This is a genomic window from Azospirillum mesophilum (assembly GCF_053470405.2).
The window spans coordinates 168,290-194,256 of record NZ_JBPXMQ020000005.1 but is presented as its reverse complement, the minus strand read 5'-3'; the positions used below and the strand labels follow the sequence as shown (position 1 = coordinate 194,256).

The following is a 25,967-nucleotide window of genomic DNA, read 5'->3' as shown; positions in this document are numbered from 1 at the left end:
CCACGCTGGCGCGTGGGTCCCTCCCTCCCCCGCCATTGGCGGTGGAGGGGAACAGGCCCCCTCTCCCGCGAAGCGGGGGAGGGTTGGGGAGGGGGCTCGTCGCCCGCACCTCCCCCGGAGCGACCGGCCCATGACCCAGCTCGACTTCCCCATCCGCGACCTGCCGCTCGACCCCAACGTCAAGCAGCGCCAAGCGTCCGACCCGCTGTCCTCCGTGTGGGTCGGCGCGTCGGCCGGGTCCGGCAAGACGAAGGTGCTGACCGACCGGGTGCTGCGGCTGATGCTGGCCGGAACGCCGCCGGCGCGCATCCTCTGCCTGACCTTCACCAAGGCGGCGGCGGCGGAGATGTCCATCCGCATCAACCGCACGCTGGGCATCTGGGCGACCCTGCCCGACGACGGGCTGGAGGACCGCCTCTTCGACCTCTGCGGCGAGCGTCCGACCGCCGAGACGCGCACCGCCGCCCGCCGCCTGTTCGCGCAGGTGGTGGACTGTCCGGGCGGCATGAAAATCCAGACGATCCACGCCTTCTGCCAGTCGTTGCTGCGCCGCTTCCCCCTGGAAGCCGGCCTCGCCCCGCATTTCGAGGTGATGGACGAGCGCACCGCCGCCGGCCTGCTGACCGAGGCGCGGGACGAGGTGCTGCACGCCGGCCGCGCCGCGCCGGACACACCGCTCGGCAAGGCGATGGCCCGCCTGACCGCCGACCTGAACGCGGAGGAGTTCGCGGACATCCTCGCCGAACTCGCCAGCGAGCGCGGTCGCATCCAGCGCATTTTCGAGCGGTTCAAGGGGCTCGACGGGGCCATCGACGAGGTTCACCGCACGCTGGGCGTCGAGCCGGGCGTAACCGAAGCCTCCATCCTGCACGAGGCCTGTTCGGACGAGGCTCTGGACGTGCCGACCCTGCGGGAGGCCTGCCGGGCGCTCGCTGGCGGCACCAAGACAGACGAGGAGCGCGGCATCGGCATCCAGCAGTGGCTGGACGCCGCTGAAAGCCGCGTGCGCGCCTTCCAGGCCTACATGCGCCTGTTCCTGACGGCCGAGGGCAGCCCGCGCAAGACGCTGATCACCAAGAAGCCGGCAACCGCCTACCCCGCCGCCGTCACGGCGCTGGAGCGTGAGGCGGAACGGCTCGTTTCGCTGATGAAACGGGTGAAGTCGGCCGGCGTCGCCGCCTCCACCACCGCCCTGCTGACGCTCGCCGAGGCGCTTCTGCACGCCTACGAGGCGAAGAAGAAGGCCAAGGCGCTGCTGGATTACGACGACCTGATCCTGTCGGCCAACGCGCTGCTGCGCGGCAAGGACGGGGTTCCCGCCGTGCCCTGGGTGCTGTTCAAGCTGGACGGCGGGCTGGACCACATCCTGATCGACGAGGCGCAGGACACCAACCCGGAGCAGTGGCAGGTCGTCGGCTCCATCGCGGAGGAATTCTTCGCCGGCCTCAGCGCCCGCGACGGCGGGGAGAGCACCCGCACCGTCTTCGCCGTGGGCGACGAGAAGCAGTCGATCTTCAGCTTCCAGCGCGCCGACCCCGCCGAGTTCGCGCGCATGCGCCGCCATTTCCAGACCCGCGCCGAGGCCGCCGAGCGGACGTGGCAGGCGGTTGACCTGGACATCTCCTTCCGCTCCACCGCCACGGTGCTCCAGGCCGTGGACGCGGTGTTCCGGCTGGACACGGCCAGGGATGGTGTCGCTTCCGAAACGAGCCCCGTCATCCGCCACCGCGCCTTCCGGCGCGGCCACGCGGGCTTGGTCGAGCTGTGGCCGCCGGTGAAGCCTGCGGAGGTCGAGGACCCGCCCGCCTGGGCGCCGCCGGTGGAGCGCGAGGCCGCCGATTCGCCCTCGGCGCGCCTCGCCGCCGTCATCGCCGACACGATCCGCGACTGGACGGAGCGGGGCGAGACGCTGGAATCGCGCGGGCGGCCGATCCAACCCGGCGATGTGATGGTGCTGGTCCGCCGCCGCACCAGCTTCGTCACCGAACTGGTCCGCGCGCTGAAGGACCGCGCCGTGCCCGTGGCCGGCGTCGACCGCATGGTGCTGACCGAACAGCTGGCGGTCATGGACCTGATGGCGCTGGCCGAATTCCTGCTGCTGCCGGAAGACGACCTGACGCTCGCCACCGTCCTGAAAGGCCCGCTGATCGGCCTGTCGGAGGAGGCGCTGTTCCATCTCGCCCACGGGCGGCGCGGCACGCTGTGGAAGGCGCTGGTTGCGAAGGCGGAACAGGACCCGGCCTACCGCCCGGCCCGCCGCTACCTGGGCGACCAGCTGGCCCGCACCGACTTCCTGGCGCCTTACGAGCTGTTCGCCGGCCTGCTCGCCGCCCCCTGCCCGGCCGACGACCGGTCGGGCCGCCGCGCCATCCTGAAGCGGCTCGGCCCCGACGCGCAGGACCCCCTGGACGAGTTCCTGGCCGTTTGTCTGGCGTTCGAAAAGACCGAGCCGCCGTCCCTGCAGAACTTCCTCGCCTGGCTCGCCGCCAGCGACGCGGAGATCAAGCGCGAGCTGGAACAGGGCGGCGGGCGCGTCCGCATCATGACGGTGCACGGCTCCAAGGGCTTGCAGGCGCCCATCGTCTTCCTGCCCGACACGCTGGGCACCCCGGCGCAGAGCCCGCCGATCCTGTGGCCGGACGAGGGCTGCGAGATCCCCCTGTTCGCCGCGCGCCGCACCCAGGAGGACGCGCTGTGCGCCGACGCGCGCGCCCGCGCCAACCGCCGCCGCGACCAGGAATACCGCCGCCTTCTCTACGTCGCGCTGACCCGCGCCGAGGACCGGCTCTACGTCTGCGGCTACCAGGGCAAGCGGGAGCCGTCGGACAGCTGCTGGTACAAGCTGATCGAGGCCGCGATGGGGGAGATCGGCGTCCAGCACGCCTTCGACTTCTCCACGCTGTGCCCGACCGACGGCTGGACCGGCGACGGCTGGCGCCTGCACGACCCGCAGACCGCCGCGGCCAAGCCGGACGGCGCCGGGGCCGGCCGCGTCCTGGCCGCCCACGCGCCGGAGCCCTGGCTGACCGCCCGAGCCCCGGAGGAGCCGGAACCCTCCCGCCCCCTCACCCCCTCCCGCCCCGATGGGGACGAGCCGGCGGTGCGCTCCCCCCTCGGCGAGGATGACGGGGCGCGCTTCAAGCGCGGGCTGCTCGTCCACCGGCTGATGCAGACCCTGCCCGACCTGCCGCCGGACGCGCGGGAGGCCGCCTGCCGCCGCTTCCTCGCCCGCCCGGCGCACGATCTGCCCTTGGAACGGCAGGACGAAATCGCTTCCGAAACGATGGCCGTGGTGAACAACCCGGACTTCGCCCATCTGTTCGGCCCCAACTCCCGCGCGGAGGTTCCGGTGGTCGGCGTGGTGGCCGGCCGCGCCCTGTCCGGCCAGATCGACCGGCTGGTGGTGGAGGGCGACACGGTGTGGATCGTCGACTACAAGACCAACCGCCCGCCGCCCCGCCGGGTGGAGGAGGTTCCGACCGTCTACCGCCGCCAGATGGCCGCCTATCGCGGCGCGATGACCGCCGTTTATCCGGGCAAGCGGGTGCGCTGCGTCCTGCTGTGGACCGACGGGCCGTTCCTGATGGAGCTTCCCGCGGAACTTTTGGACCTGTCGTAACGTTCTACGAACCTGATCCCGGTCCGAATCCATATCTGGATTTGGGCCGGGGGTCCGGGTTGACGGGACCGCAATGCGGCCCGGCTTGACCGGCGTGGGGGGTCGGTCATACATTTTGGCGAATTCCACCGATAGGCAGAGGACCGCCGCCGGCTGGACATGACACACGGCGGCACCCCTGAACCCAGGCAAGAGGTCACATGAGCAACCCCATCAAGGTCACCGACGACAGCTTCGAGCAGGACGTCCTGAAGGCTGACGGTCCGGTCCTGGTCGATTTCTGGGCGGAGTGGTGCGGCCCCTGCAAGATGATCGCTCCGGCGCTCGACGACCTCGCCAAGGAATACGGCGGCAAGGTGACGGTCGCGAAGCTGAACATCGACGACAACCCCGGCACCCCGACCAAGTACGGCGTGCGCGGCATCCCGACGCTGATGATCTTCAAGGGTGGCCAGGTCGCCGCCACGAAGATCGGCGCCCTGCCGAAGACCGCGCTGTACAGCTGGGTCGACTCGTCGATCTGACCCCAGCCGCACCGGTTTCCCGAAAAGCCCCGCCCCCGGCGGGGCTTTTTGCTTTCCATCGCGAGCCCGGCCCTTGCGGCGGCGACGCGCTGCCCGCAGACTGCAAGGCCATGGCCTACCGTCTGCCGCCGCTCAACACCCTCCGCCTGTTCGAGGCCGCCGGCCGCCACCTCAGCTTCAAGGCGGCGGCGGAAGAGCTGCACCTGACCCCAAGCGCCGTCAGCCATGGCATCCAGACGCTGGAGGAGTGGCTGGGCGTGCCGCTGTTCCTGCGCGGCAACCGCAGCCTGTCGCTGACCCCGGCGGGCCAGGCCTACCTGCCGCGCGTGCGCGACGCGCTGCACGGGCTGGCGCTGGCGACCGAAAGCGTGCCGGGCCGAACGCCCAGCGGACGCCTGTCGGTCAGCGCGGCGCCGACCTTCGCGCTGCGCTGGCTGATCCCCCGCCTGCCCGCCTTCCGGGAGCGGCACCCGACCATCACCGTCAGCCTCGACACCTCCCACCGCGTGGTGGAGTTCCCGCGCGACGGCATCGATGTGGGCATCCGCATCGGCCGGGGTCCCTGGCCGGGGCTGGCTGCTATGAAGCTGCTGGAGGAGGACTTGGTTCCCGTGGCCGCCCCCGCGCTGGCCGCGCGGATCACCTCCCCCGCCGACCTCGCCGGCATGCCGCTGCTGCACGTCGCCGACGTGACGGAGGACTGGACCGCCTGGGCCGAGTCCGCCGGCCTGCCGCCGTCGGCCGTGGCCGGCGGGTTGCGCTTCGACGCCATCCACATGGCGATGGACGCGGCGGTGCGCGGCCTGGGCGTCGCCATCGGCCGGCGCCCGACCGTCGATCCGGAGCTGGAGGCCGGCACGCTGGTCGAGGTGGCGGCGCCGCGCCTGCGCGCCCGCGGCGCCTGGTGGCTGGTAACCTCCCGCGACAGCCTCCGCCGGCCGGAGGTCGCGGCCTTCCGCGCCTGGATGCGCGCGGAGTTCACGCAGAAGCGATAGGCAAAGCCCTCCGGGTGAAATCCCCTCACCCGACCGTGAGGAGGTCTCGTTTGCCGGCTCCCCGGCGGCGGCGGATGCTGGCATCCGGTCCACCCCGCCGCCGGAGGCGATCCCATGGCCGTTCAGATCCTTCCCCGCTTCCTTCCCCGCCTGCTCGTCACGCGACCGCTCCTCGCCTGGTTCGCCCAGCTGTGGCGGCAACGCCGCGAGCGCGCCGAGCTGCTGTCCCTCACCGACCACGAGCTGCGGGACATCGGCATCACCCGCTACGACGCGCTGGCGGAGGCGCAGAAACCCTTCTGGAAGCGTTAAAGTTCCTGCGGAACCGTAAGGATAACGGTGGTGCCGACGCCGGGGGCGCTGTCGACCTGCATGCGGCCGCCCAGCGGGCCGGTCACCGTGTTGAAGGCGATGGTCAGCCCCAGCCCCTTGTGCCCACGCCCGCGCGCCGTGGTGTAGAAGGCGTCGGTCAGCTTGGGCAGAGCGTCTTCCGGGATGCCGACGCCGCGGTCGCGGATGGTCAGGCGCCAGGCCGGCTTGCCGTCCAGGGCATCGGGCTCGATCTCCACCTCCACGAGGTTTCCCCCGGCGCCTTCCGGAAAAGTCCCCTTGGGGTAGGCGTGCGCCGCCGCGTTGGAGAACAGCTGGCAGAGCGCCCGTTCCAGATGGGTGCGGTAACCGACCCAGGGGCAGGGTCCGTCCACCGTGGTCCGGATCAGGATGGGTGCGTCCGGCCGTTCCATGGCGAAAAGGGCCGCGGCCTGTTCGGTTACCCCCTGGATGTCCAGTGTTTCCAGCGGTTCGGCGTGGTGGCAGGCGGCGATGGCGGTGAAGGCCTGGACCAGCCGCACCGCCCGGTCGAGGTTGGACACGAGGAGCGCCGCCGAGTCCTTCAGCGACGGCGCCCGTGATTCGGCCAGTTCCTGCACATGGCTGGCGGCGGTGACGCAGATGCCGAGCGGCGTGTTCATCTCGTGCGCCAGCCCGGTGACCGCCTGGGTGATGGCGCGGTGGCGGGCCAGTTCGGCCTCCGCCGCGCGGGTCCGGCGCTCCAGATCCTCGCGCACCACCCGCTCCGACACGTCGCGGATCTTGCGGCTGAGTTCGCGCAGCAGCTTGGTCATCAGGCTGGGGGCCTGGGCCATCACCTCCATGAAGGACTCGCGCTCCAGTTCGAACACGCGCACCTTCGTGGCGGCGATCACGGTGGCGGAGCGCAGGCCACCGTCGATCAGCGCCATCTCGCCGAAGCATTCGCCGGTCAGGCGGAAGCCGACCTCCACCAGATTGCCCACCGCGTCGGCGCGCACCACCCGCACCGTGCCTTCCAGCAGGACGTAGAGCGCGTCGGCGTCGTCGCCCTCGCGCATCAGCACGGTGCCGGCCGGCAGTTGCAGCAGGCGGCCGCGCGCGGCGACGGCGTCCCGCTCGTCGGGCGTGAAGGACTCGAACAGGGCGACCCCGTCGAGGACGCCAGCCGGGCTGGACATGGGAAGGCTGGACGGGGGAAGGCTGGACATGGGAAGAACCGCTCCCAGGGGTTGAGAGCGTCACCATACCCCATCCGCACACCGCTCAGCGAGACGCGATGTGCTGCGCCGGGTTACGAAGAGGCGCCGGACTCAACCGGCAGGAATTCCCGCCGGATGTGGTCGAGCAGGCCAAGCGCCCCGGCCTCGCAGAGATCCAGCACCTCGGTGAAGTGCAGCGACTCGCCGTAATAGGGGTCCGGCACCTCGCGGGTCGGCGCGTCGGGGGCGTGGTCCAGGAACAGCGCGACGGTCGCGGCGCCGTCCGGCAGTGCCATGCGGCGCAGCTGCGTCAGGTGGCTGCGGTCCATCGCCAGGATAAGATCGAAATCGGCAAAGTCGCGGGCCGTCACCTTGCGGGCGCGGAGATCCGACAGGTCCACCCCGCGCGCCCGGGCGGCGCGCTGGCTGCGCGGGTCGGGCGGCTCCCCCACATGATAGCTGTGGGTGCCGGCCGAGTCGGCAACGATGCGGTGCTCCAGCCCGGCTTGCTTTACCAGATGGCGGAACACACCTTCGGCGGTGGGCGACCGGCAGATGTTGCCCGTGCACACGAACAGGACCTTGACCACGCCGGCTCCCTCCTCTTTCGTTCGGAGGAGCCGATGTACCAGCCTTCCCCCGAACCCGCCAGGGCGCCCATGCCGACCACCGACATGCCGATCACCAACCAGCTGAAGCCGACCGACTCCATCGTCATCCTGACCGGCGCCGGAATTTCCAAGGAATCCGGCCTCGACACCTTCCGCTGCGCCGACGGCATCTGGGCCAAGGTGGACCTGGAGGACGTCGCGACGCCGGAGGGCTTCGCCCGCGACCCGGCGCTGGTCCACCGCTTCTACAACGACCGTCGGCGCGGCCTGCTCGACCCGGAGGTCCAGCCGAACGCCGCCCACGCGGCGCTGGTGGCGCTGGAGAAGGCCTGGAAGGGCAGGCTGCTGCTGGTCACCCAGAACATCGACGACCTGCACGAGCGCGCCGGCTCCCAAAGCCTGATCCACATGCATGGGGAGCTGATGAAGGTCTTCTGCCGGCACTGCCGCACGGTGGAGCCCTGGACCGGCGACCTGTCGGTGGAGGACGTCTGCCCCACCTGCGGCCGCAAGGGCGGCATGCGGCCGGACGTGGTCTGGTTCGGCGAGATGCCCTACCAGATGGACCGGATCTACCGTGAGCTGGGGGCCTGCGACCTGTTCATTTCCATCGGCACCTCGGGCAACGTCTACCCCGCCGCCGGCTTCGTGGCGGAGGCGCGGAACGCCGGCGCCCTGGCGGTGGAGCTGAACCTGGAACCCTCCCTCGGCGCCAGCCTGTTCACGGAGACGATCAACGGCCCCGCGACGGAGGTGGTGCCGGCCTTCGTGGAAACGCTGCTTCGCCTTTGAACGACGACCTGCAAGCCCTTTTCGAGCGTGCGCGCGCCTGCCGCCTGTGCGAGGCGACGCTGCCGCACGGCTGCCGCCCGGTGCTGCGCGGAAGCCCGGCCGCGCGCCTCCTGATCGTCGGGCAGGCGCCCGGCGCGCGGGTGCACGCCACGGGCATTCCCTGGAACGACCCGTCCGGCGACCGGCTGCGCCAGTGGCTCGCCATGGACCGGGCGGCCTTCTACGACGAATCGCGCATCGCCGTGGTGCCTATGGGGCTCTGCTACCCCGGCACGGCGCCCAAGGGCGGCGACTACCCGCCGCGCCCGGAATGCGCCCCGCTGTGGCACCCACCCCTCCGCGCGGCTCTCACCGGCGTGCGGCTGACGCTGCTGATCGGCCAGTACGCGCAGGCCTATTACCTGGGCGACCGCCGCAAGCGCACCATGACCGACACGGTGGCCGCCTGGCGCGAGTATCTGCCGGGCTTCCTGCCCCTGCCCCACCCGAGCTGGCGCAACACCGCCTGGCTGAAGAAGAACCCCTGGTTCGAGGCGGAACTGGTCCCGGCGCTCCGCCGCCATGTCGCCGCCGCGCTGGACGGCTGATCAGTCCATATTCTCGATGCGCTCCATATCCTCGTCGGACAGGCCGAAATGGTGGCCGATCTCGTGGATCAGGACGTGGCGGACGATGGCGAACAGGTCTTCGCCCGTCTCGCACCAGTAATCCAGGATGGGGCGGCGGTAGAGGAAGATCATGTCGGGGCCGGTGCGCAGGTCCACGACGCTCTGCCGCGTCAGGTCCACGCCCCGGTAGAGGCCCAGCAGGTCGAAGGGGCTTTCCAGCTCCATCTCGCGCTCGGTCTCCTCGTCGGGGAAATCCTCCACATGGATGACGAGGTTGCCGACGGGGGCCAGAAGCTCCCGCGGGATGGTTTCCAGCGCCGCCTCGGCCATGCGCTCAAGGTCGGGCATGGAGGGCGGGGTGGTGTGGGTCTGGGCCGGTTTGCGGTTCATGCCAGGAAAGGTAGCGCCCCTTGCCGCCGGGGCCAAGCGGCGGTAAACCGGGATCCACGTTTGATCCAAACTGTGCCAATCACCGAAGGGGGGAACGTTCCATGTCGGACAAGCTGGTGGGCGCCAAGCGGCAGACCGCGCTGAAGGAACTGCACGGCTGGACGGAGGTGCTGGAGCGCGACGCGATCCGCAAGACCTACCACTTCCCCGATTTCCCCACCGCCTGGGGCTTCATGAGCCAGGTCGCCCTGCTGGCCGAGCGCACCAACCACCATCCCGAATGGTTCAACGACATGGGCCGCGTCGAGGTGATCCTGAGCACCCGCGCCGTGGACGGCCTGACCCAGGCCGACATCGACTTCGCCCACCGCCTGGACCAGCTCGCCCCGAGCAACGGTCGCTGACTCACTGCCGTTTTCAGCGGAAGCGGCACGTTTTCATCGTCATCCCCGCCTGCGCGCTACGGGATGCACAGATTTCGCTGGTGCGGTAAGTAGCTGATTTAGCGCCAAAAAGCCCCTCTCCCTTGAGGGGAGAGGGGTTGGGGTGAGGGTGGCGCCGGCGCAGCCGGCTCTCGGCGAATGCTAAGCCATTCGCCTGACGCCGTCAGCGGGAACGGAGTTCCCGCGAGGGGCCGGAAGTTGGTTGTTTTCCGCCCTGCCGGGCGTAACGACCCCTCATCCCAACCCTTCTCCCCCAAGGGGAGAAGGGCTTCTCCTACCTCCGCCCATTTCTCGCAACGCAACATTCGTGCATGCCGTAACGCGAAGGCGGGGATGACGGTAACTCATTGTTAGAATGCGGACTTTTAGGATCATTTCACTGATCCAATGCTACACCCCCACCTCGTCCGCCACGCGGCGGCCGACTTCGTAGCAGTATTGGCTGGCGGGGCGGTGCCAGACCTCGACGCCGTCGTGGGTCTTCAGGGCGGCTTGCGTGCGGGTGGTCGCCCCCACCCAGCGCAGGGGCGCGTTGCGCTTCGCGAGTTGGATCAGTCCGTTGATCGTAACGGAATCGCTCACCGCGTCGTCGGTTCCCGCCAGCGCGCAGGCCCAGGAGGGCCGGCCGCTCCCCGCGGAGAGGGACACGAGATCCACCGGCCCCTCCGGCAGGCGGGCGTAGTGCAGCCGTGCCCGTTCCGGCGAGGCCAGCCATTGGCCGATCACCGCGCTCTCGGCCAGGGCGGGCAGCACCGGATCCTCTGCCCCTACCGGACCGAACAGGGCGGCGTAGAGGCAGGGGGTGGTCAGGTGGATTTTGAAGGTCCGCATGCGCTGGAAGCGCCCGCCCTCCGGATGCACCCGCGCCATGCGGACGATCAGGAAGGACGCCTCCAGGTAATCGAGGTAGCGGCGGATGGTGTTCTTGGCGATGCCCGCCTGCTCGGCGATGGCCTCGATGGAGACCTCCCGCCCCGTGTTGCGGGCCAGCAGCAGGAACAGCGCGTTCAGCTCCGCCGTGCCGCCGATACCGGCGAGCCCCGGCAGGTCCTGGTGCAGCAGCGCGCCCAGCACCTCCGTCCGCAGATGCCGCGCACCGTCGCCCTGGGACGGGCGCAGCAGCACGGCTTCCGGGAAACCACCGCCGTTGATGTAGTGGAGGAAGCGCGCGTTCAGCGCCGCGACATCGTGCACGACGTACATCGGCGTGCCCTTGCCGAAGAACATCGGCTCGATCAGCTCGCGCTCGGCCCCGGTCAGGCGGAGATATTCGGCGAAGGTCAGCGGCGGGAGAATGAATTCGGCGCAGCCCGCCGGAGTCTCCCGCCGCGCGCCGCCGCTGGAGACGGCGACGATCCGCGCGTCCGGGTGCGCGGCGGCGATGACCGGCAGGTGCGTGCCCCAATCCCGCGCGTGGTGGATGGCGTCGAGGATGACCAGCCCTGGCCCCTCCGCCCGCTCCCGCAGCGCGGCGACCAGCCGGTCGAGCGGAAGCCCCTGCACGGCCGGTGCGTCCAAGCTGGCGTAGGCGATGGAGCCTGCGGGGGTGCCGGTTTCCAGAAGACGCTGGATCGCCTGCCGGACCAGCACCGTCTTGCCGACGCGCCGGGGGCCGGCCAGAACCAGCGGCGTGCCGGGCTCCAGCCTCCCGAGCCGGCGCAGGAAGGCGTCGAAGAAGGCCCGCCGGGGCAAGGCCGTGGTCTCACCCTCCGTCCAGCCGCCGCCCCACCACGGATTGTCGAGCGCCAGACGGTCCACCGCATCCCGTTCGCCGAAGGCCCGCATGGCGTCTCGCGAAAAAGATCATCGTTGTGATCTTATACGCCGTGCGTGCATTCGCGATCAAGAATTCGCTCGGTTGGAAGCCTTACAGCCAGCCGCGCCGGCGGAAGTACCAGAGCGGCACGACGGCGGACAGCACCATCAGCACCACCGCCATGGGATAGCCGAACTCCCAATCCAGCTCCGGCATGTGCTTGAAGTTCATGCCATAGGCCGACGCGATCAGCGTGGGCGGCATCAGCGCCACGGCCACCACCGAGAAGATCTTGATGATGGCGTTCTGCTCGATGTTGATGAGACCCAGCGTGGCGTCGAGCAGGAAGTTCGCCTCGTGCGCCAGGAAGCCGGCGTGTTCGTTCAGCGAGCGCAGGTCGCGCGTCAGCGTCTTCAGCGCGGTCTTCTGCTCCTTCGTCAGCCGCCCGGCGGAGACGGAGGCGAGGAAGGCCACCAGCCGGTCCAGGCCCGCGAGGCTGTCGCGCACCTTGTGCGTCAGGTCGCCGGCACGGCCGATGCCGCGCAGCACGTCCTGCAACTCGTCCGGCTTCTTGGCCGCGCGGCCGAAGCCGCCGCTGTCCAGCGATTCGGTGAAGATGCGCGTGGACAGGTTGTCGATGCGCCCGCCGATCAGCTCCAGCACGTCGGCGACCCGGTCGATGACCGCGTCGAGGATGCCGAGCAGCGCGTCCTCCGCGCTCGCCAGCAGCTCCGGCTGGCGGATGGTGCGGGCGGCGAAGGTGGCGACCGAGCGCGGCTCCGTGTAGCGCAGCGTGATCATGTGCCGGGGCGTCAGCACGAAGGTGATCTCGCCCTGCTCCGGGTACGGCGTGTCGGCCCGCGCGATGACGGAGGAGGTGAGGTAGAGCGTCTCCCCCTCCGTGTAGAGCTGGCTGGACGCCTCGATCTCCTTCATCTCCTCGCGCGTCGGCAGGTCGCAGCCGGTGGCGGCGCCCACATGCGCGCGCTCCGCCTCGTCCGGGCGCAGCAGGTCGATCCAGACCGTGCCAAGCGGCAGCGGGTCGCCGAGGCCGAGCGGCTGCTCGACGACGCGGCCGCCGACGCGGGCGTGGACCGTGATCATGCAAGGGCCTCGGCGGGGACCGGGGCGCCGGCGGCGCGGCAGGCGGCGGTCAGCGTGTTCAGCATCAGGCAGGCGATGGTCATCGGCCCGACGCCGCCCGGCACCGGGGTGATGGCGCCCGCGACCTTCACGACCTCGTCATACGCCACGTCGCCAACCAGCCGGGTCTTGCCCTCCTCAGCCGCCGGAACGCGGTTGATGCCCACGTCGATGACCACGGCGCCCGGCTTGATCCAGTCGCCGCGCACCATCTCCGGCCGGCCGACGGCGGCCACCAGGATGTCGGCGCGGCGGCATTCCCCGGCCAGATCCTCGGTGCGGGAATGGGCGACGGTCACCGTGCAGTCCTGCTGGAGCAGCAGCTGCGCCATCGGCTTGCCGACGATGTTGGAGCGGCCGAGCACCAGCGCCCGCTTGCCCTTCAGGTCATTGCCCAGCACGTCGCGGATCAGCAGCAGGCTGCCCAGCGGCGTGCAGGGGATGATGGCGCCGGGGCTGCCGGTGGCCAGCAGGCCGGCGTTGACGACGTGGAAGCCGTCGGCGTCCTTCTCCGGCACGATGCGGGCCAGGACCTTGGCGGTGTCGATGTGCTTGGGCAGGGGCAGCTGCACCAGGATGCCGTGCACGGCGGGATCGGCGTTCAGCGCGTCGACCAGGGCCAGCAGGTCGGCCTCGCTCAGGTCGGCGGGCTTGTGGTGGTCGAAGCTGTTCATGCCCAGCTCGACCAGCGCGCGCTCCTTGGAGCGGACATAGACCTGGCTGGCCGGGTCCTCGCCGACCAGCACGACCGCGAGGCCGGGGGTGACGCCGTGGCTGGCCTTGAGGGCGGACACGCCCTCCGCGACGCGCGCCCGCAGGCCGGCCGCGAACGCCTTGCCGTCGATGATCTTCGCCTCAGCCATCGGTACCCTCCGAAGTCGTCACAAGCGCCGTCAGCCGGCGCATCAGCTCGGCCGGCTCCCCGGCCACGTGCAGAATCTTGTTCCGGTCGGTGGCCCCGGCCACCACCGTCAGGCTGGTCTTGGGCAGTTTCCACGCCTTCGCCAGCAGCTTCACCACCGCCTCGTTCGCCTTGCCGTTCTCCGGCACGGCGGTGACGGTGACCTTCAGCGCCTTGTCGCCGGACGCGGTGTCGGCCAGTCCGGCGATGGCGTTGCGCGACGCCTTGGGCGTCACCCGCACCGCCAGCCGGACGCCGTCCGCCACCGCCTCCAGAAGACCGGGCATGACCTTTCCCGTCAGAACCGCGGCCAGTACTGGAGCATCAGGTTGCGGATGAAATAGATCAGCAGGATCAGGACGATCGGGGAAATGTCGATCCCGCCCATGTTCGGCAGGACGCGGCGGATCGGCCGCAGCACCGGCTCCGTCACGCGGTACAGGAAGTCGCCGATCGCGTAGACCGCGCGGTTGCGCGTGTTCACCACGTTGAAGGCGACCAGCCAGCTCAGCACCGCCGAGGCGATGAGAAGCCATGTGAAGATGTCGAGAACGGTGTCGATCAGCAGGTACAGCGCAATCATGCCCGGCCCGTCCCATTTTGTCCGATTTTGCGGGGCACCCTAAGCACAAGCGGTGAAGCCTGTCCAGTGCCGCGCGGCGGGCCTGCGCGCGCCGTTCCGCGCCGTCGCCAAAGGTTGCAGTTTCGTGTCGTTCAGAAGGCTTGACAGGCCCCGTCCGCATCACCATTATCCGCCGCACGCCGGTAACGGTGTGTGGGGCCGTAGCTCAGCTGGGAGAGCGACGCGTTCGCAATGCGTAGGTCGGGAGTTCGATCCTCCTCGGCTCCACCAATCACCCTCAAGACATTGATGCGACACAGGAATTCGCCCGGAAGCGGCGGAATTCCCCGCGGTGTGACACCGCCCTGTCGCACGCGGCGTCGACCGAATCGCCTCCATCCCCTTCAAAATCCGCCGTTTCTGCCCGCCCAGGGTGTCGCACATCCCTGTCGCCCAGGCGGCGTCCCACAGGGCTGTGGCTGCGGGGAGCCGTGTGGCAGTTCCGGACGCGGGTTCCAGCCGACCTCCAGGCGGTGCTGGGCCGGACGCACATCAACCGATCCCTCAGGACCAGCAGCTACCCCGACGCCATCCGGGCGGCCTGCAAAGCGGCCTTCGAGATCGAGCAGGAATTCGAGGCGGCCCGTGGGGGCACCGGGGACGACCCGGCCCACGCCGCGTGCGACAGGGCCTGCCGACCGCCCCCCGCCCCCTCGGTGACGGCCGACGCCGTCCTGCCCGATCCCACCGGCCCTGCCATCCACATCGACCTGGACCTGCTGGCCAGCCGCATCGCCGAAAAACTCCAGGCCGCCCAACAGGTCGCCAAAGAGGCGGCTGTGCCCGCTGCCGAGCCCGCCAAGGCGAAGACCATCCAGCAGGTCTATGACGCCTACATGGCCGATCCTGGCGTCATCCGGTCCGGCAAGACCGTCCTGGCCTACGAGACCGTGTTCGGGCTGCTGATCGAGATCATCGGACAAGACACACCGGTATCCGACATCGGCCGGGAGACCTGCCGCGAGGTTATGGATACCCTCCGGTGGCTGCCGCCCAACTCGACCAAGCGGTATCCGAACCTGACCGCCCGCGAGATCGCCCAGAAGACACGCGATGCCGGCAAAGCGTCCGGCCTCAGCCCCGCGACCGTGAACGGCTATATGACGAAGCTGTCCGCTCTCCTGACCTGGGCGGTCAACGAGGGGTTCATCGACCGGAATCCCGCGAAGGGACTTGGCGTCGTGGACACGACCAACCGCAAGGACAAGCGGCAGCCGTTCACCCCGAAGCAGCTTCAAGCGATCTTCACCGCCCCGCTCTACACCGGCTGCCAGGACGACGACTACGGCTACGCCAAGCCCGGAGAGGCCCGTCCCCGGCGGGGACGCTTCTGGGTGCCGCTGATCGGCTTGTTTTCGGGCATGCGGCTCAACGAGATCTGCCAGATGAACACCGAGGATGTCCGTGTGATCGACGGCACCCTGTGCTTCGTCGTCACGGCCGAGGCGATCAAGGGGACCGACGACAAGCGGCTCAAGACCGGCAGCAGCGAGCGGGTCATCCCGGTCCATCCGACACTGCTCGCGGCGGGATTCGAAGACTACGTCAGCGAGCAGCGACGGAAGAGGAACGCTAAACTGTTTCCGGAACTACTTCCGGCAAAAACCGGATATTATTCCGACGTTTTTTCAAAGTGGTTCCGCCGCTTCCTTCAAAAAGCAGGAGCATCGGCTGGTCGAACTTGCTTCCACAGCTTCCGTCACAATTTCCGCGATGCTCTCCGGGAGGCTCGGGTTGACCGTGAGCTTGCCCTGGCTCTTGGCGGTTGGGCCGGCGACAACGGCGACATGGGCTCGGAAAGTGCTGAGTTCTATGGCCGGGGGTTCCGGGCATCCACCCTTCTGGAGGCAATCTCCAAGGTCCGCTACCCGGAACTGGACCTTGGCCACTTGATGCTCGCCCCGTTCCCGGCGTAGGCCCGGTTGCTACTCGAAGAAGTCCTCGTCCACCCTCTTGATGTGCAGGGTCTCCTCGATCCGGCAGCCGACCTCGTGCCGGATCATCAGCTTGGCCAGTTGGATGCCGTCGATCAGCACGATGCGGGTGCCCAGCCGGTCGGCCGTCTCCCTGGCCGACGCGGTGAAGGTGGAGGTCGTGACGAACAGCCCCTTGGTCGCCTTGAACAGGTTCAGACTGCCGAAGAAATCGCGGATCGCCCCCGCCCCAACGGTGTTGCCATCTGCGTACCGCTTAGCCTGGACATAGACCCGGTCCAACCCGAGCGGGTCCTGGTCGATGACGCCGTCCACTCCGTCGTCGCCGGACTTCCCGACTAGAGCCTTGTCGAGTTCCGTGACCGAACCGCCATAGCCCATGGTGATCAGCAGGTGGACCACGGTCTTCTCGAAGAAAGCAGGCGTGCCGGATCGCACCCGCTGGAGGATTTCCTCCGCCAGCGACGCCTCGATCCGCAGATGGGCCTGCCGCATGACCTCGTCGGGGGTCAGGGGGCTCTCGGCGACCGGCAGCACGACCTCGGCACTCTCAGCAACCTCAGCCGTCCCGGCCTCGCCATCACGGAAGCCCTTGAAGCTCGGGAATTGCTCCAGGAACCGGATGGTGATCCGCTCCGGCGGCGAGTTCAGCACGTCCCGGCCGGTCGGCGTGATGCGGAAATGTGCCCGCCGGGTGAGGTCCACCAGACCGGCTTTGGTCAGGTAACTCTTTGCCCAATGGACCCGATTTGCGAAGGTCGTTTGGCGGCCCGACGGCAGAAGCTGGGCTCGCTCATCGTCGGTCAACGCGAACACGTCGGCAAGCTGGTCAACCACATCGCCGATGCGGACCTCGCCACCCCCGGCGGCGGCCTTCAGGACGGGGAGCATCAGGGTCTGGAAATCGGGAATGGCCATCAGGTCGGCTCCACGCGTCGCAACGTCAGGAAATGCTCGTTCTGGTCCAGCCACACCTTCCTGGCCTCCCAGTCCGGCACGATGGTTCCGACCAGCCCCCAGAAGGCCCGGTCGTGGGTGCGGTGCCGCAGGTGGCAGAGTTCATGGACCACCGCGTATTCCAGCACCGTCCGGGGGGCGAAGACCAACTGCCAGTTCAGGTTTACGACGCGGTCGATCCCGCAGCTTCCCCAGACATGCTTCTGGTCCTTGACCCGGACATCTCTGGGCTTCAGCCCGTTCGGCTCGCCGTGACGGCGGACGAGGTCGGCGACATCCTGGCGGAGCCGCTTCCTCAGCCACAGCCGCAAGGCCGACTCGATCAGGTCGTCGTGGGAGGCGAGAGCCACGGACCGCGGGCAGCCGACCAAGAAGCCGTTGCGGTAGGCGACGCTCACCAGCGTATCGTCGCTCGGCTCGACCCGCAGCCGCATGAGCCGGCCCCGGTAGGGGATCTTGGCCCCGCTGACGAACCGCCGGACGGCGTTGGAGCGGGCCATCCGCTCGGCCATGTGGCGGGTCTGCTCGTACAGCCATGCCCGGCGGCGATGAAGCACGCCGGCAATCTCATCCTCGGTGGCGGCGGTGGGCACGACCACCTCGACGCTGTCCGGGGTGACGGTGATGCGTGCCCGCGTCGCCGCGTCGGAGCGATGCAGGACATAGGGGATCTCGACGCTGCCGACCGTCAGCATGGGCATGGGATCAGACCTTGGCGAACTGCTTGAGGGCGAATTCCTCGACCTGTTCGGAGACCTCCTTGAGGTTCCCCAGGCCGAATTCGTGGGCCAAGCCGCGGACCTGCTGCCGCAGCGACCTCCGCAGCCCCTCCTTCTCCTGCCACAGCCGCGGGGCGGTCGCATCGTCCTCGTAGAGGGCGGCGATCCGCTCCGCCAGCCCATCCGCTCCTTCACCGGCCTCGAAGGCCAGAAGGACCTGGAGGATGCCATAGGCCCCCTGCGACATCCCGGCCTCCTCATGGGCGGTCGCCTCGGCCTCCAGGTCCTTGGCGAGGTCCTCCGCCATCTTCAGCGTGTCGGCCCAGGAAAGCTGGGCACCCTCCAGCTTCCCCAGCAACTCCCGCAGCCGGTCGGAGAATTTGCCGTACTGGTGGGCGTTCTGGCCCAGCCGCTCGTAGACGACCTTGCGAAGTTCGGTGGTCTTGCGGATTGCCGCCGTTTTGAGATCGTCCTCCGTCTTGCCCTCGACCTTGAAGTCCTCCCAGAACTCCGGGTCGGTGATGTGGCGGAGCTTCACCGTCACGCTCAGCCCGGTGGCGTCGAGGTGGCGTTCCAGCATGTCGCGGATCTTGCGGCTGTAGGACCGCTGGTCGAACGCCTCCCGCTTCTCGATGGCCTGGGTGGCGTACTGGAGGAACAGGGCCACCCATTTCAGGTCGGCGGTGAACTCCAGCACGCAGGGGTCCGGGCTGACGGCCTCGTACAGGCCGACGAACTCGCGGGCCGCCTTGCGGAACTCGATCCACTGGGTCTCGTCGGGTTTCAGCCGGGCGACAAGCTGGTCGAACTCGGCCTTCAGGCTGTCCTTGTCGATCCGCCCGCCGGCCCGCTTCACCCCCTTCATCATGTGGAGCACGGCGGCGTGGGCGGCCCGAAGCTGGTTGCGGAGGTCATCCAGATCCCGCATGGCGTTGCGGACATCGTCGGCCCGATAGGAGGCCAAAGCCCTGTCCAAATGGGCCGACACGCCGATGTAATCGACGATCAGTCCGTTCCGTTTGCGGGCGTCGGCGACCCGGTTGGTGCGGGCGATGGCCTGGAGCAGGCCGTGCTCCTTAAGCGGCTTGTCGAGATACATCACGGACTCGGCGGGGGCGTCGAACCCGGTCAACAGCTTGTCGCAGACGATCAGAAAGTCCGGCCGGACGCCCTTCTTGCCGAACGCCTTTTTCACGTCGATCTCGGCCTTGTCGTCCAGATAGTGGGCGACAAGGCCGTCGCGGATCGACTGGGTGTATTCGTCCTCACTCGGCTTCGCGTCCTCCTGCGATGAGGAGTAGACGCAGGCGGACATGTTCGCCGCCATCGCTTGGGCGTCCTCGGCGGGCATGCCCTCGGCAGCCAGATCGGCGGCGATGACCGCATCCAAGGCCCGCTTGTAGAGGATGACCGCCTCGCGGTCGAAGGCGACGACCTGGGCCTTGAAGCCGTCGGGGCGGGCGTATTCTTTGAAGTGGGTCCAGATGTCGTAGGCGATCAGGGCGATCCGCTTCGGGTGCTTGACCAGATCGGCGACCGTCACGCCCCGCTTCTTCAGTTCCGCCAGCTTGTCGTCGGGCAGGTCGGCGAACCACTGATCGAACAGGATATCGATCTTGGCCTCGTCGATGTGCCAGTCGGTCTTGCGGCCGGTGTAGTAGATCGGCACCGTCGCCCCGTCGGCTACGGCGTCGTCGATGCCGTACTTGTCGAGATAGCCCTCGCCGACCACGCCGAAGTTGGCGTAGGTGTCCTTGTCGTCCTTCTTGATCGGCGTGCCGGTGAAGCCGAAGAAGCGGGCGTCGGGCAGAGTCTTCCGCAGGAAGGCCCCGAGGTCCTTTTCCTGGGTGCGGTGGGCCTCGTCCACCATGACGATCCAGGTGGCGGAGTTCGCGACCGCCTCTTCGGACCCCTGGAACTTGAAGATGGTCGACAACGCCATCAACCCGTCCGTCTTGCCGTCCATCAGGGTCCGCAGATCGCGGATGCTGCCGATGTCGGTCGGGTTCGGCAGGCCGCAGGCGGTGAAGGTGGTGGTGATCTGGGTGTGCAGATCCACCCGGTCAGTCAGCACCAGGATGTTGGGGTTGGTCAGTTCGGGCGAGTCCACCGTCCGGTGCGTCTTCAGCTTCAGGGCGGCGAAGGCCATGGTCAGCGACTTGCCCGACCCCTGGGTGTGCCAGACCAGCCCCCGCCCGTGCCGGTTCTCCACCACCCGCTCGACGATCTTGTTGACCGCCCGGAACTGCTGGTAGCGGCACATCTTCTTGACGATTCCCTCCTCGGTCTTCTCGAACACCACGAAGTGAGCGATCAGGTCGAGCAGGCGGGACGGCTCCAGCAGGCACCACAGCCCCTTGGACAACTCGTCGGTGAAGTCGGACTCCCGGCGGGGCCACGGGTCCCGCCACGCCGCGAAGAACTTCGACGGGCTGCCGGTGGATCCGTAGAGGCAGTTGGTGCCGTCGGTGACGATGTTGAAGACATTGGACAGGAACAGCCGGGGGATGTCCCGCTCATACTGCCGGATCTGGTCGAACGCCTCGCCGGTCTTGTCCTTGTGGTTGATCGGGCTCTTGCACTCGATCACCACCACCGGGATGCCATTCAGGTGGACCACCACGTCGGGAATGCGGGTCCGTTCGGCCTTGACGCGGAACTGGTGGGTGACGGTCAGCCGGTTGTTGGCCGGGTTGGCGAAATCGACTACCCGCAGGGTCCGCCGCGTCCCCTCCCCCTGCACCGGGCGGCTGAAATCGCCGCGAAGCTTTTTGAGCCACACTTCGTTGTCGTTGACCGACACGAGGTCGGCGTAGGCGGCCTGGGCGTCGGCCAGGGAGACGCCGTTGATTCGCTGGATGGCCTCGACAAGGTGGGGGCGGAACAGCACCTGATTCTCGCCGTCCCGCAGACCGGCATGCTCCTCCGGCGGGACAAAGCGGTAGCCCATGGCCTCAAGGCAGGCGATGGTGGGTTGCTCGGCGAGGTGCCATTCCATGCCCTGGGCCACGGTGCTGCTCCTGTGCCTTATTCGGCGGCGGCTAAAGTATTGACGGGCAGCCGTTTCCGGCCGGTTGTGAGATTGGAGATCAGGGTGAATTTCATGGAAATGAGCCGGCCGAGTTTGTCGTCCTCCGCCTTCAGAGCGTCTTGGAATCTTGACCACACGCCGAGAATACGGCTCTGCTCTTCTAAAGGCGGAACTGGTATTTGCAGTTCCCGGAGTACGCTTGAGTTGATAGCCCCCATCACACCGCCCTGGGCTGATCGTTCAAATTCCTTTAGAATCCAAGGGGCATAGTTCAACTGCCAACATACGAGTTCAGGAATGCAACGCCTTTGATCAAGGGTCATTGCCCACACATGCTTGGACGACAAGGCGAGCCCAATGGACGCAGGGACTACGCAGCATCGGCCCACCGTCCCCATGATCGTAATCATCACGTCGCGGGGGCGAACCGCAAATCGGTGAAGCTCGTTGAATTTTTCTTCGGTCACAAAACGTTTGTATTTTGACACGAACTGTTCTGCATGCACGTTATCGATGCCAAGGAACGGAATTCCAGACTCAACAAGTTCTTCCTTCTTGAGAGCACTGCCGAAAGGACCACTTCGCATTGGCGTGTTGACATTAGCCAGTACGGACTCAAGCCGTAGGACCTCCCACTTTTCTGGGATCTCTCCAATATCGGTTTTCTTGAAACGGGTATGTCCAATACCTCTGGTTAGCAGACGCTCTAGAACACCCTGCTTGACCACGCGAGTCTGCTCGATAACCATCTGCGTCGCGGCGATGGCTTCGTCTATGCTGGATAGAATTTCCGCAATACGCCTTTGTTGGCGAAGAGGCGGAAGACAAAGTGGAAGCTTCAAGAATTCCTTCTGACCAAGCGTCTTGTTCCGACCAGCACCACCGGGCGAGGCGAGAGCAAGCAACTCTCTTCCCCGCTCAGTCTTGAAGAAATACAGGATGTAATCAACATCCGCCAAACCACTTTTGGGCCGGTACATGGGGAACCGATGGGAAGCTATCTTCCCAACATCTTCAACTGTCGTACGACCGACAGCACGCTCCCAGGCGAAGACGATGTTGAGGATGAAACAGTCAGGCTGAATCCAGAAAACCCGCTTCTCGCCGAGAACGGCCCCCGACACCGGTTCCTTGTTGAACAAGCCCTTCCCATGGGACCGGATGCCGATCTCTTGGTAGGTTTTGGACGGGTCAACAACTACAGGATCTGCTACCCGCTCAAGAACCTCACCAACGGTCGTTTGGGTCCACCCCTCCGGCACCCTCATCGCCCGCTTCCCTTCCAGGTCTTCGACACCTCGACCTCGATGGCCTTCAGTTCTTCCAGGTCCGCGGCGTCGGCGGCGATGGCATCCTGCTGCTTCCGCTGCCGGTCGAACTCGTCGTAGCGGTCGTGGGCGATGCGTTTCATGGCGTCATGGCTGATCCGGCCGTTCCCGTTGAGGAGTGGCCGTTCGTTGAAGGTGATGAAGCGGTCCACATAGGCCCGCCAGTCGTCCAGGGTCAGGTGCTTCCGCTGGCTCACCCGGTCCTCGGCGTAGTCGAGGAACATAGTGACAATGCGGTTCAGTTCGGTGATCTCCCCGGCGGCGAGGTAGTTCTTGGCCACAATCACATCGGCTTTGCGGACGCGAGCACCGGTCCAGCTTTGCAGGTTCATGTTGGGCTTGCCGGGATCGGACCGCTCCACCACCAGTTCGGCGGCGGTGTGGCCGGTGACGGCGTGCAGCAACTTGTTCTGAACCTCGGCGAAGAACAGGGCCGCCGCCCCATGGTCGTCGCGGTAATCCTGCGACAGGGCGAACAGGTCGCGGATCTTCTGGTAGAACCGCTTCTCCGACGCCCGGATGTCGCGGATGCGTTCGAGCAGTTCGTCGAAATAATCCCAGCCGCCAGGGTTCTTCAGGCGTTCGTCGTTCATGACGAAGCCCTTGACCAGGTACTCGGCCAGCGTCGCCGTCGCCCATTGCCGGAACTGGACGCCCCGCGGTGACCGGACGCGGTAGCCGACGGCCAGGATCATGTCCAGGCGATAGAGGCGGATGGACCGCTGGACCCGGCGATTCCCCTCGGTTCGAACTTGTAAGTCGGACTTACAGGTTGCCTCCTCGGTCAGTTCGCCTTCTGCATAGACCCCCTTCACATGCTGCGTCACCGCCTGCGGCGTGATCTGGTAGAGGTCGGCGATCTCGGCCTGACTGAGCCATACGGATCCGTCCGTCGTGGCAAGCCGGAACTCGGCCTTTCCGTCGTCGGTCCGATAGAGAATGACGTTGCTGTCCGGCATGGCGTCCTCACGCCCCGTCCGGCAGGTAGCCGAGTTCCCGCAAGAACCCCATCATCCGGGCCTCGGCGGCGTCCCGCTGCTCCCGCAACTCCAGAAGCTTCTGGACCTCCTCGGCCACGTCCAGATCCTTCTCCTCCTCGGTCAGGTGGACATAACGGCTGATGTTGAGGTTGTGGTCGTTGCCGGCGATCTCCGCCATCGGCACCACACGGGCGAGGCGGTCCACATCGGCATAGTCGTGATACGCCTGGGCGAGCGTGGCGACGTTGGCGTCGGACAGGTGGTTCTGGGCCTTGCCTTCGATGAACTGCTCGGCCCCGTTGACGAACAGCACCTTGCCCTTGCGGTCCTTCGGCTTCGACTTGCGGATGATCAGGATGCAGGCGGGGATGCTGGCCCCATAGAAGAGGTTGGGGGTGAGGCTGATCACCGCCTCGATCAGGTCGTCTTTCAACAGGCCCTCGCGGATACGGCCCTCCGCCCCGCCGCGGAACAGGATGCCGTGGGGCAGCACCACCCCCATCATGCCGTCCTGCCGCAGGCTGGCGACCATATGCTGCACGAAGGCGAGGTCGCCGTAGGATTTGGGCGGGCAGCCGTAGCAGTCGCGGCCGAACCGGTCGCCCTTGCTCCACACCTCGTGGCCCCAGTCCTTTAGGGAGAAGGGCGGGTTCGCCAGTACCCGGTGGAAGGTGCGGATCGCCTTGGTGCCGTCGCCGGTCAGATGCTTCGGATCCAGCAGCGTGTCGCCACGGGCGATGTCGAAGTCCTGGATGTCGTGCAGAAACAGGTTCATCTGGGCGATGGCCCAGGTGTTCAGGTTCTTTTCCTGCCCGCACAGGGTCAGGCTGCGGGCGTTCTTGCCCTGCCGCTCCAGATGGTGGAAGGCCTCCAGCAGCATGCCACCCGATCCGCAGGTCGGATCGTAGATCGACGTGCCTTCCTCGGGCCGCAGGCACTCCACCAGCAGCCTCACCACCATCTTCGGCGTGTAGAATTCTCCGCCCTTCTTGCCGGAATCGTCGGCGAACCGCTCGATCAGGTATTCATACGCCTGCCCCAAAACGTCTGGCTCCACGTCGGCGTTGCGGAGGCGATGCTTCTCGAAATGCTGAAGCAGCTTCTCAAGCGACGCGTCGGGGAACCGTTCCTTGTTGTTGAAGTCCACGTCCTGGAAGACGCCCCGCAGGCGGTGATTGGCGTCTTCAATGGCGTGGAACGCGGCGTTCAGTTGTTCGCCGATGTTGGTCGTGTGCGTCCGTACGTCCTTCCAGAACCGTCCCTCGGGAATGTGGAAGCGGTGCTCGTCCGGGTCGGCGGCCAGAGCGGCGTCGCCGTACTTGGCCATCCGCTCCTCGTATTCCTCCTCCCACACGTCGCAGAGCCGCTTATAGAACAGCAACCCAAAGATGTAGTGCTTGTAATCCGCTGCATCGATGGAGCCCCTGAGAATGTCGGCGGCCTTCCACAGATGGGATTCAAGCTGGTCCAGGGTCAGAACGGCCATCGCGAGCCCAACGTCTCTTCAAAAGTGTGCAAAGCGGCGGCACTCTATCAGACCGGGTGCGGCAGGCAACGGCGTTGACCGGAAGCGGGACTGCGGCAGGGTGGCCGGCTCAGTCCTCCTCGTCGAAATCGTCGTCGGAGTCCGGGTACTGGGGCGGGGCCTTGCCGACCGACGCGACCACCCTCGGGTAGCGTTTGCGTGGCTCCCGCTCGCCGAGGGCCAGGACCTCGACCCGGAACCGCCACTCGTCCCCGTAGTCGAACAGGAACGTCATCGCCTTTCCGACCTTCGGGAACGCCTGGGCCACCGTCGTCTTCTTGACGCTGAGGGAGTCACCGCCCTCGCCCATATCGGCCCCTAGGTCTGCGAAGAGTTCGTACCGGGGCTTGGCGTCGTAGATGTTCCCGGTGAGCTTGGGGAAGAACCCGAAAGCGTGGTCCATGTCGAAGGCGTAGGCCCGGACGATGGCCTCGGCGAGGTCGTAGAGGGAGCGGTCGCTCGGGATCTCGATGTCCCGGTAGAGCTTGGGCCGAAGGGCGGCCCGGACGATGTGGGTGGCGGCTTCGGCCATGGCGTTACTCTCCTGTCGGTGCGGCGGCCCGCCGCGTCACGCTTGCGGCAGGCTTTCCGGGATGTCGGGGACGCCGGCCAGGAAGATGGCGTCGGGTTGGTGGTTGACGTAGGCGAGGAAGATGTACTCGTTCCAGTGGTTGGCGGTCGGGCCGAACTTCAGCAGGGTTTCGGCGTCCACGGCTTTCCGGCCGCCGGCTGCGGCCATCCGGGCGACCTCGCGGCCGATATAATCCAGGAACCGCTGCTCCGTCCCGTCCAGCACCACGTAGGGCGTGGTCATGACCACATGGTGACCGATGTCCGGGACCGGCGGGGGCAGCAGGCGGGTGTACCAGAGTTGGCCGGATTCCCCCGCATACCCCGTCGCGGAGTGGCACCGCCGGACCTGCCGGGTGACGATGTCCTTCAGCAGAACCAGCGGGCCGTCCATGCCCATATGGACGTAGAACCCCATGCGGGACTCCTGCATCGGCCGGACGATGTCGGCGATCCAGGCCGGCATGCCGGTGGACTCCGCCACCCGCAGGATGCAGGTTCCCATGGTCTCCCGGCTGGCCCCGAACTGGAGGTCGAAGAAGGCCCACATGTTGAAGTGGCTCGCCGTCAGCGGACTGATCGGCGGGCCTTCCGGCACATACTCGTCCTCCGCATTCGCCACCGCCTTGGCGTAGCCCTTCGCCTCGGGCATGGCGGACATCGCCTCGGCGAACACCGACACCAGCGTCAGCCCCTGGGCGTAGAAAGCGAAGGCGGGGTCGTAGCCCTGCTCGACAAGGTCCTTGAACCGGCTGCCGTCGAGGCCGGCCTCAACGGCAAGTTCCCGGCTCGCCCGAAAGGCGGACAGGTCGATGACGTTCGACCGGATCTGGGTCGCCACCTTCCGGGCGATCTTGTCGGCGACGCTTCCCATAGGGGCTCCTGCTCCGCGATTTCCTAAACACGGAACGTAGGAATGCCTGTCGGGTGGTGTGATGTCCAGACAGACTGGCGGGCACAGCCGCCGCCGCTTTTTTCATGCCTGGATTTTCGTGAGGTTCGGGGTGG

Annotated in this window: 24 protein-coding genes and 1 tRNA gene; 9 read left to right on the top strand and 16 right to left on the bottom strand. The window is 67.4% G+C overall.

Annotated features, from left to right (window positions below; translation table 11 throughout):
* Window positions 1–130: 130 nt before the first annotated feature.
* The 4 genes from addA to ACSVC7_RS08035 all read left to right on the top strand — a co-directional run bounded on the left by addA (window position 131) and on the right by ACSVC7_RS08035 (window position 5,450).
* Window positions 131–3,619: a double-strand break repair helicase AddA gene (addA, locus tag ACSVC7_RS08050; protein ID WP_448203574.1), complete on the top strand. Its 3,489-nt coding sequence runs from the start codon at window positions 131–133 to the stop codon at window positions 3,617–3,619.
* Between the two features lie 200 nt (window positions 3,620–3,819).
* Entirely contained in the window at window positions 3,820–4,143 is a 324-nt protein-coding gene (trxA, locus tag ACSVC7_RS08045) for a thioredoxin TrxA (protein ID WP_448203575.1), read from the top strand.
* A 110-nt stretch (window positions 4,144–4,253) separates the two neighbouring features.
* The gene (gene gcvA, locus ACSVC7_RS08040) at window positions 4,254–5,138 is read left to right on the top strand and encodes a transcriptional regulator GcvA (RefSeq protein ID WP_448203576.1); all 885 of its coding nucleotides are present in this window, start codon (window positions 4,254–4,256) and stop codon (window positions 5,136–5,138) included.
* A gap of 114 nt (window positions 5,139–5,252) precedes the next feature.
* Entirely contained in the window at window positions 5,253–5,450 is a 198-nt protein-coding gene (locus ACSVC7_RS08035) for a DUF1127 domain-containing protein (protein WP_448203577.1), read from the top strand.
* Here the strand turns inward: ACSVC7_RS08035 and ACSVC7_RS08030 are convergent.
* Both ACSVC7_RS08030 and ACSVC7_RS08025 read right to left on the bottom strand, forming a co-directional pair.
* The gene (locus ACSVC7_RS08030) at window positions 5,447–6,658 is read right to left on the bottom strand and encodes a sensor histidine kinase (RefSeq protein WP_448203578.1); all 1,212 of its coding nucleotides are present in this window, start codon (window positions 6,656–6,658) and stop codon (window positions 5,447–5,449) included. The two genes, ACSVC7_RS08035 and ACSVC7_RS08030, sit on opposite strands and share 4 nt — an antisense overlap.
* Window positions 6,659–6,741: 83 nt before the next feature.
* Window positions 6,742–7,239, bottom strand: coding sequence for a low molecular weight protein-tyrosine-phosphatase (locus ACSVC7_RS08025; RefSeq protein ID WP_448203579.1), 498 nt, complete (start codon window positions 7,237–7,239; stop codon window positions 6,742–6,744).
* A gap of 84 nt (window positions 7,240–7,323) precedes the next feature.
* On the opposite strand from ACSVC7_RS08025, the gene cobB reads away from it, so the two are divergent.
* Both cobB and ACSVC7_RS08015 read left to right on the top strand, forming a co-directional pair.
* Window positions 7,324–8,052, top strand: coding sequence for a Sir2 family NAD+-dependent deacetylase (cobB, locus tag ACSVC7_RS08020; protein ID WP_448203745.1), 729 nt, complete (start codon window positions 7,324–7,326; stop codon window positions 8,050–8,052).
* Complete coding sequence (locus ACSVC7_RS08015) at window positions 8,049–8,639, top strand: uracil-DNA glycosylase family protein (protein WP_448203580.1); 591 nt, start codon at window positions 8,049–8,051, stop codon at window positions 8,637–8,639. The genes cobB and ACSVC7_RS08015 overlap by 4 nt, the downstream gene beginning before the upstream one ends.
* On the opposite strand, the gene ACSVC7_RS08010 is transcribed toward ACSVC7_RS08015, so the two are convergent.
* Window positions 8,640–9,050 (bottom strand): metallopeptidase family protein, encoded by a 411-nt coding sequence (locus ACSVC7_RS08010; RefSeq protein WP_448203581.1) that lies wholly within the window; start codon window positions 9,048–9,050, stop codon window positions 8,640–8,642.
* Window positions 9,051–9,151: 101 nt separating this feature from the next.
* Between ACSVC7_RS08010 and ACSVC7_RS08005 the strand changes: the two genes are divergently transcribed.
* Window positions 9,152–9,454: a 4a-hydroxytetrahydrobiopterin dehydratase gene (locus tag ACSVC7_RS08005; RefSeq protein ID WP_448203582.1), complete on the top strand. Its 303-nt coding sequence runs from the start codon at window positions 9,152–9,154 to the stop codon at window positions 9,452–9,454.
* A gap of 429 nt (window positions 9,455–9,883) precedes the next feature.
* Here ACSVC7_RS08005 and ACSVC7_RS08000 read toward each other — a convergent pair whose 3' ends face one another.
* From ACSVC7_RS08000 to ACSVC7_RS07980, 5 genes are all read right to left on the bottom strand, one after another.
* Entirely contained in the window at window positions 9,884–11,278 is a 1,395-nt protein-coding gene (locus tag ACSVC7_RS08000) for an ATP-binding protein (protein WP_448203583.1), read from the bottom strand.
* An 82-nt stretch (window positions 11,279–11,360) separates the two neighbouring features.
* On the bottom strand, window positions 11,361–12,353 hold the full coding sequence (locus ACSVC7_RS07995; RefSeq protein ID WP_448203584.1) for a magnesium transporter CorA family protein: 993 nt from the start codon (window positions 12,351–12,353) through the stop codon (window positions 11,361–11,363).
* Window positions 12,350–13,255, bottom strand: coding sequence for a bifunctional methylenetetrahydrofolate dehydrogenase/methenyltetrahydrofolate cyclohydrolase FolD (gene folD / locus ACSVC7_RS07990; protein ID WP_448203585.1), 906 nt, complete (start codon window positions 13,253–13,255; stop codon window positions 12,350–12,352). Before folD ends, ACSVC7_RS07995 begins: the two co-directional genes overlap by 4 nt.
* Window positions 13,248–13,580 carry a DUF167 domain-containing protein gene (locus tag ACSVC7_RS07985; protein WP_448203586.1) on the bottom strand — a complete coding sequence of 111 codons (333 nt, stop codon included), beginning with the start codon at window positions 13,578–13,580 and terminating at the stop codon, window positions 13,248–13,250. The genes folD and ACSVC7_RS07985 overlap by 8 nt, the downstream gene beginning before the upstream one ends.
* An 11-nt stretch (window positions 13,581–13,591) precedes the next feature.
* Window positions 13,592–13,876, bottom strand: a complete 285-nt coding sequence (locus tag ACSVC7_RS07980) for a YggT family protein (protein WP_448203587.1) — start codon at window positions 13,874–13,876, stop codon at window positions 13,592–13,594.
* 194 nt (window positions 13,877–14,070) lie between these two features.
* Between ACSVC7_RS07980 and ACSVC7_RS07975 the strand changes: the two genes are divergently transcribed.
* Window positions 14,071–14,146: transfer RNA gene (locus ACSVC7_RS07975), tRNA-Ala, on the top strand.
* A complete protein-coding gene (locus ACSVC7_RS07970; RefSeq protein WP_483508172.1) occupies window positions 14,128–15,831 on the top strand; it encodes a DUF6538 domain-containing protein in 1,704 nt (567 codons plus the stop codon). Before ACSVC7_RS07975 ends, ACSVC7_RS07970 begins: the two co-directional genes overlap by 19 nt.
* Window positions 15,832–15,840: 9 nt before the next feature.
* On the opposite strand, the gene ACSVC7_RS07965 is transcribed toward ACSVC7_RS07970, so the two are convergent.
* The 8 genes from ACSVC7_RS07965 to ACSVC7_RS07930 all read right to left on the bottom strand — a co-directional run bounded on the left by ACSVC7_RS07965 (window position 15,841) and on the right by ACSVC7_RS07930 (window position 25,833).
* Entirely contained in the window at window positions 15,841–16,767 is a 927-nt protein-coding gene (locus ACSVC7_RS07965; protein ID WP_448203588.1) for a restriction endonuclease, read from the bottom strand.
* Window positions 16,767–17,507, bottom strand: a complete 741-nt coding sequence (locus ACSVC7_RS07960; RefSeq protein WP_448203589.1) for a M48 family metallopeptidase — start codon at window positions 17,505–17,507, stop codon at window positions 16,767–16,769. The genes ACSVC7_RS07965 and ACSVC7_RS07960 overlap by 1 nt, the downstream gene beginning before the upstream one ends.
* Before the next feature lie 4 nt (window positions 17,508–17,511).
* Window positions 17,512–20,535 carry a type I restriction endonuclease subunit R gene (locus ACSVC7_RS07955; RefSeq protein WP_448203590.1) on the bottom strand — a complete coding sequence of 1,008 codons (3,024 nt, stop codon included), beginning with the start codon at window positions 20,533–20,535 and terminating at the stop codon, window positions 17,512–17,514.
* A 17-nt stretch (window positions 20,536–20,552) separates the two neighbouring features.
* Window positions 20,553–21,824 carry a restriction endonuclease subunit S gene (locus ACSVC7_RS07950; protein WP_448203591.1) on the bottom strand — a complete coding sequence of 424 codons (1,272 nt, stop codon included), beginning with the start codon at window positions 21,822–21,824 and terminating at the stop codon, window positions 20,553–20,555.
* Entirely contained in the window at window positions 21,821–22,843 is a 1,023-nt protein-coding gene (locus tag ACSVC7_RS07945) for a virulence RhuM family protein (RefSeq protein WP_448203592.1), read from the bottom strand. The genes ACSVC7_RS07950 and ACSVC7_RS07945 overlap by 4 nt, the downstream gene beginning before the upstream one ends.
* A 7-nt stretch (window positions 22,844–22,850) precedes the next feature.
* Entirely contained in the window at window positions 22,851–24,350 is a 1,500-nt protein-coding gene (locus ACSVC7_RS07940; protein ID WP_448203593.1) for a type I restriction-modification system subunit M, read from the bottom strand.
* Between the two features lie 109 nt (window positions 24,351–24,459).
* Window positions 24,460–24,921: an IS1096 element passenger TnpR family protein gene (locus ACSVC7_RS07935; protein WP_448203594.1), complete on the bottom strand. Its 462-nt coding sequence runs from the start codon at window positions 24,919–24,921 to the stop codon at window positions 24,460–24,462.
* Window positions 24,922–24,957: 36 nt separating this feature from the next.
* The gene (locus ACSVC7_RS07930; protein ID WP_448203595.1) at window positions 24,958–25,833 is read right to left on the bottom strand and encodes a hypothetical protein; all 876 of its coding nucleotides are present in this window, start codon (window positions 25,831–25,833) and stop codon (window positions 24,958–24,960) included.
* Between the last annotated feature and the right edge of the window lie 134 nt (window positions 25,834–25,967).

Coding starts and splice junctions, on each gene's coding strand:
- addA (WP_448203574.1), top strand. CDS start 131: ATGACCCAGCTCGACTTCCCCATCCGCGACCTGCCGCTCGACCCCAAC.
- ACSVC7_RS08030 (WP_448203578.1), bottom strand. CDS start 6,658: ATGTCCAGCCTTCCCCCGTCCAGCCTTCCCATGTCCAGCCCGGCTGGC.
- ACSVC7_RS08005 (WP_448203582.1), top strand. CDS start 9,152: ATGTCGGACAAGCTGGTGGGCGCCAAGCGGCAGACCGCGCTGAAGGAA.
- ACSVC7_RS07940 (WP_448203593.1), bottom strand. CDS start 24,350: ATGGCCGTTCTGACCCTGGACCAGCTTGAATCCCATCTGTGGAAGGCC.
- ACSVC7_RS07935 (WP_448203594.1), bottom strand. CDS start 24,921: ATGGCCGAAGCCGCCACCCACATCGTCCGGGCCGCCCTTCGGCCCAAG.
- ACSVC7_RS07930 (WP_448203595.1), bottom strand. CDS start 25,833: ATGGGAAGCGTCGCCGACAAGATCGCCCGGAAGGTGGCGACCCAGATC.
- ACSVC7_RS07995 (WP_448203584.1), bottom strand. CDS start 12,353: ATGATCACGGTCCACGCCCGCGTCGGCGGCCGCGTCGTCGAGCAGCCG.
- ACSVC7_RS08035 (WP_448203577.1), top strand. CDS start 5,253: ATGGCCGTTCAGATCCTTCCCCGCTTCCTTCCCCGCCTGCTCGTCACG.
- ACSVC7_RS08010 (WP_448203581.1), bottom strand. CDS start 9,050: ATGAACCGCAAACCGGCCCAGACCCACACCACCCCGCCCTCCATGCCC.
- ACSVC7_RS08000 (WP_448203583.1), bottom strand. CDS start 11,278: ATGCGGGCCTTCGGCGAACGGGATGCGGTGGACCGTCTGGCGCTCGAC.
- folD (WP_448203585.1), bottom strand. CDS start 13,255: ATGGCTGAGGCGAAGATCATCGACGGCAAGGCGTTCGCGGCCGGCCTG.
- gcvA (WP_448203576.1), top strand. CDS start 4,254: ATGGCCTACCGTCTGCCGCCGCTCAACACCCTCCGCCTGTTCGAGGCC.
- trxA (WP_448203575.1), top strand. CDS start 3,820: ATGAGCAACCCCATCAAGGTCACCGACGACAGCTTCGAGCAGGACGTC.
- ACSVC7_RS07985 (WP_448203586.1), bottom strand. CDS start 13,580: ATGCCCGGTCTTCTGGAGGCGGTGGCGGACGGCGTCCGGCTGGCGGTG.
- cobB (WP_448203745.1), top strand. CDS start 7,324: ATGCCGATCACCAACCAGCTGAAGCCGACCGACTCCATCGTCATCCTG.
- ACSVC7_RS07960 (WP_448203589.1), bottom strand. CDS start 17,507: ATGCCCATGCTGACGGTCGGCAGCGTCGAGATCCCCTATGTCCTGCAT.
- ACSVC7_RS07980 (WP_448203587.1), bottom strand. CDS start 13,876: ATGATTGCGCTGTACCTGCTGATCGACACCGTTCTCGACATCTTCACA.
- ACSVC7_RS07950 (WP_448203591.1), bottom strand. CDS start 21,824: ATGAGGGTGCCGGAGGGGTGGACCCAAACGACCGTTGGTGAGGTTCTT.
- ACSVC7_RS07965 (WP_448203588.1), bottom strand. CDS start 16,767: ATGGCCATTCCCGATTTCCAGACCCTGATGCTCCCCGTCCTGAAGGCC.
- ACSVC7_RS07945 (WP_448203592.1), bottom strand. CDS start 22,843: ATGCCGGACAGCAACGTCATTCTCTATCGGACCGACGACGGAAAGGCC.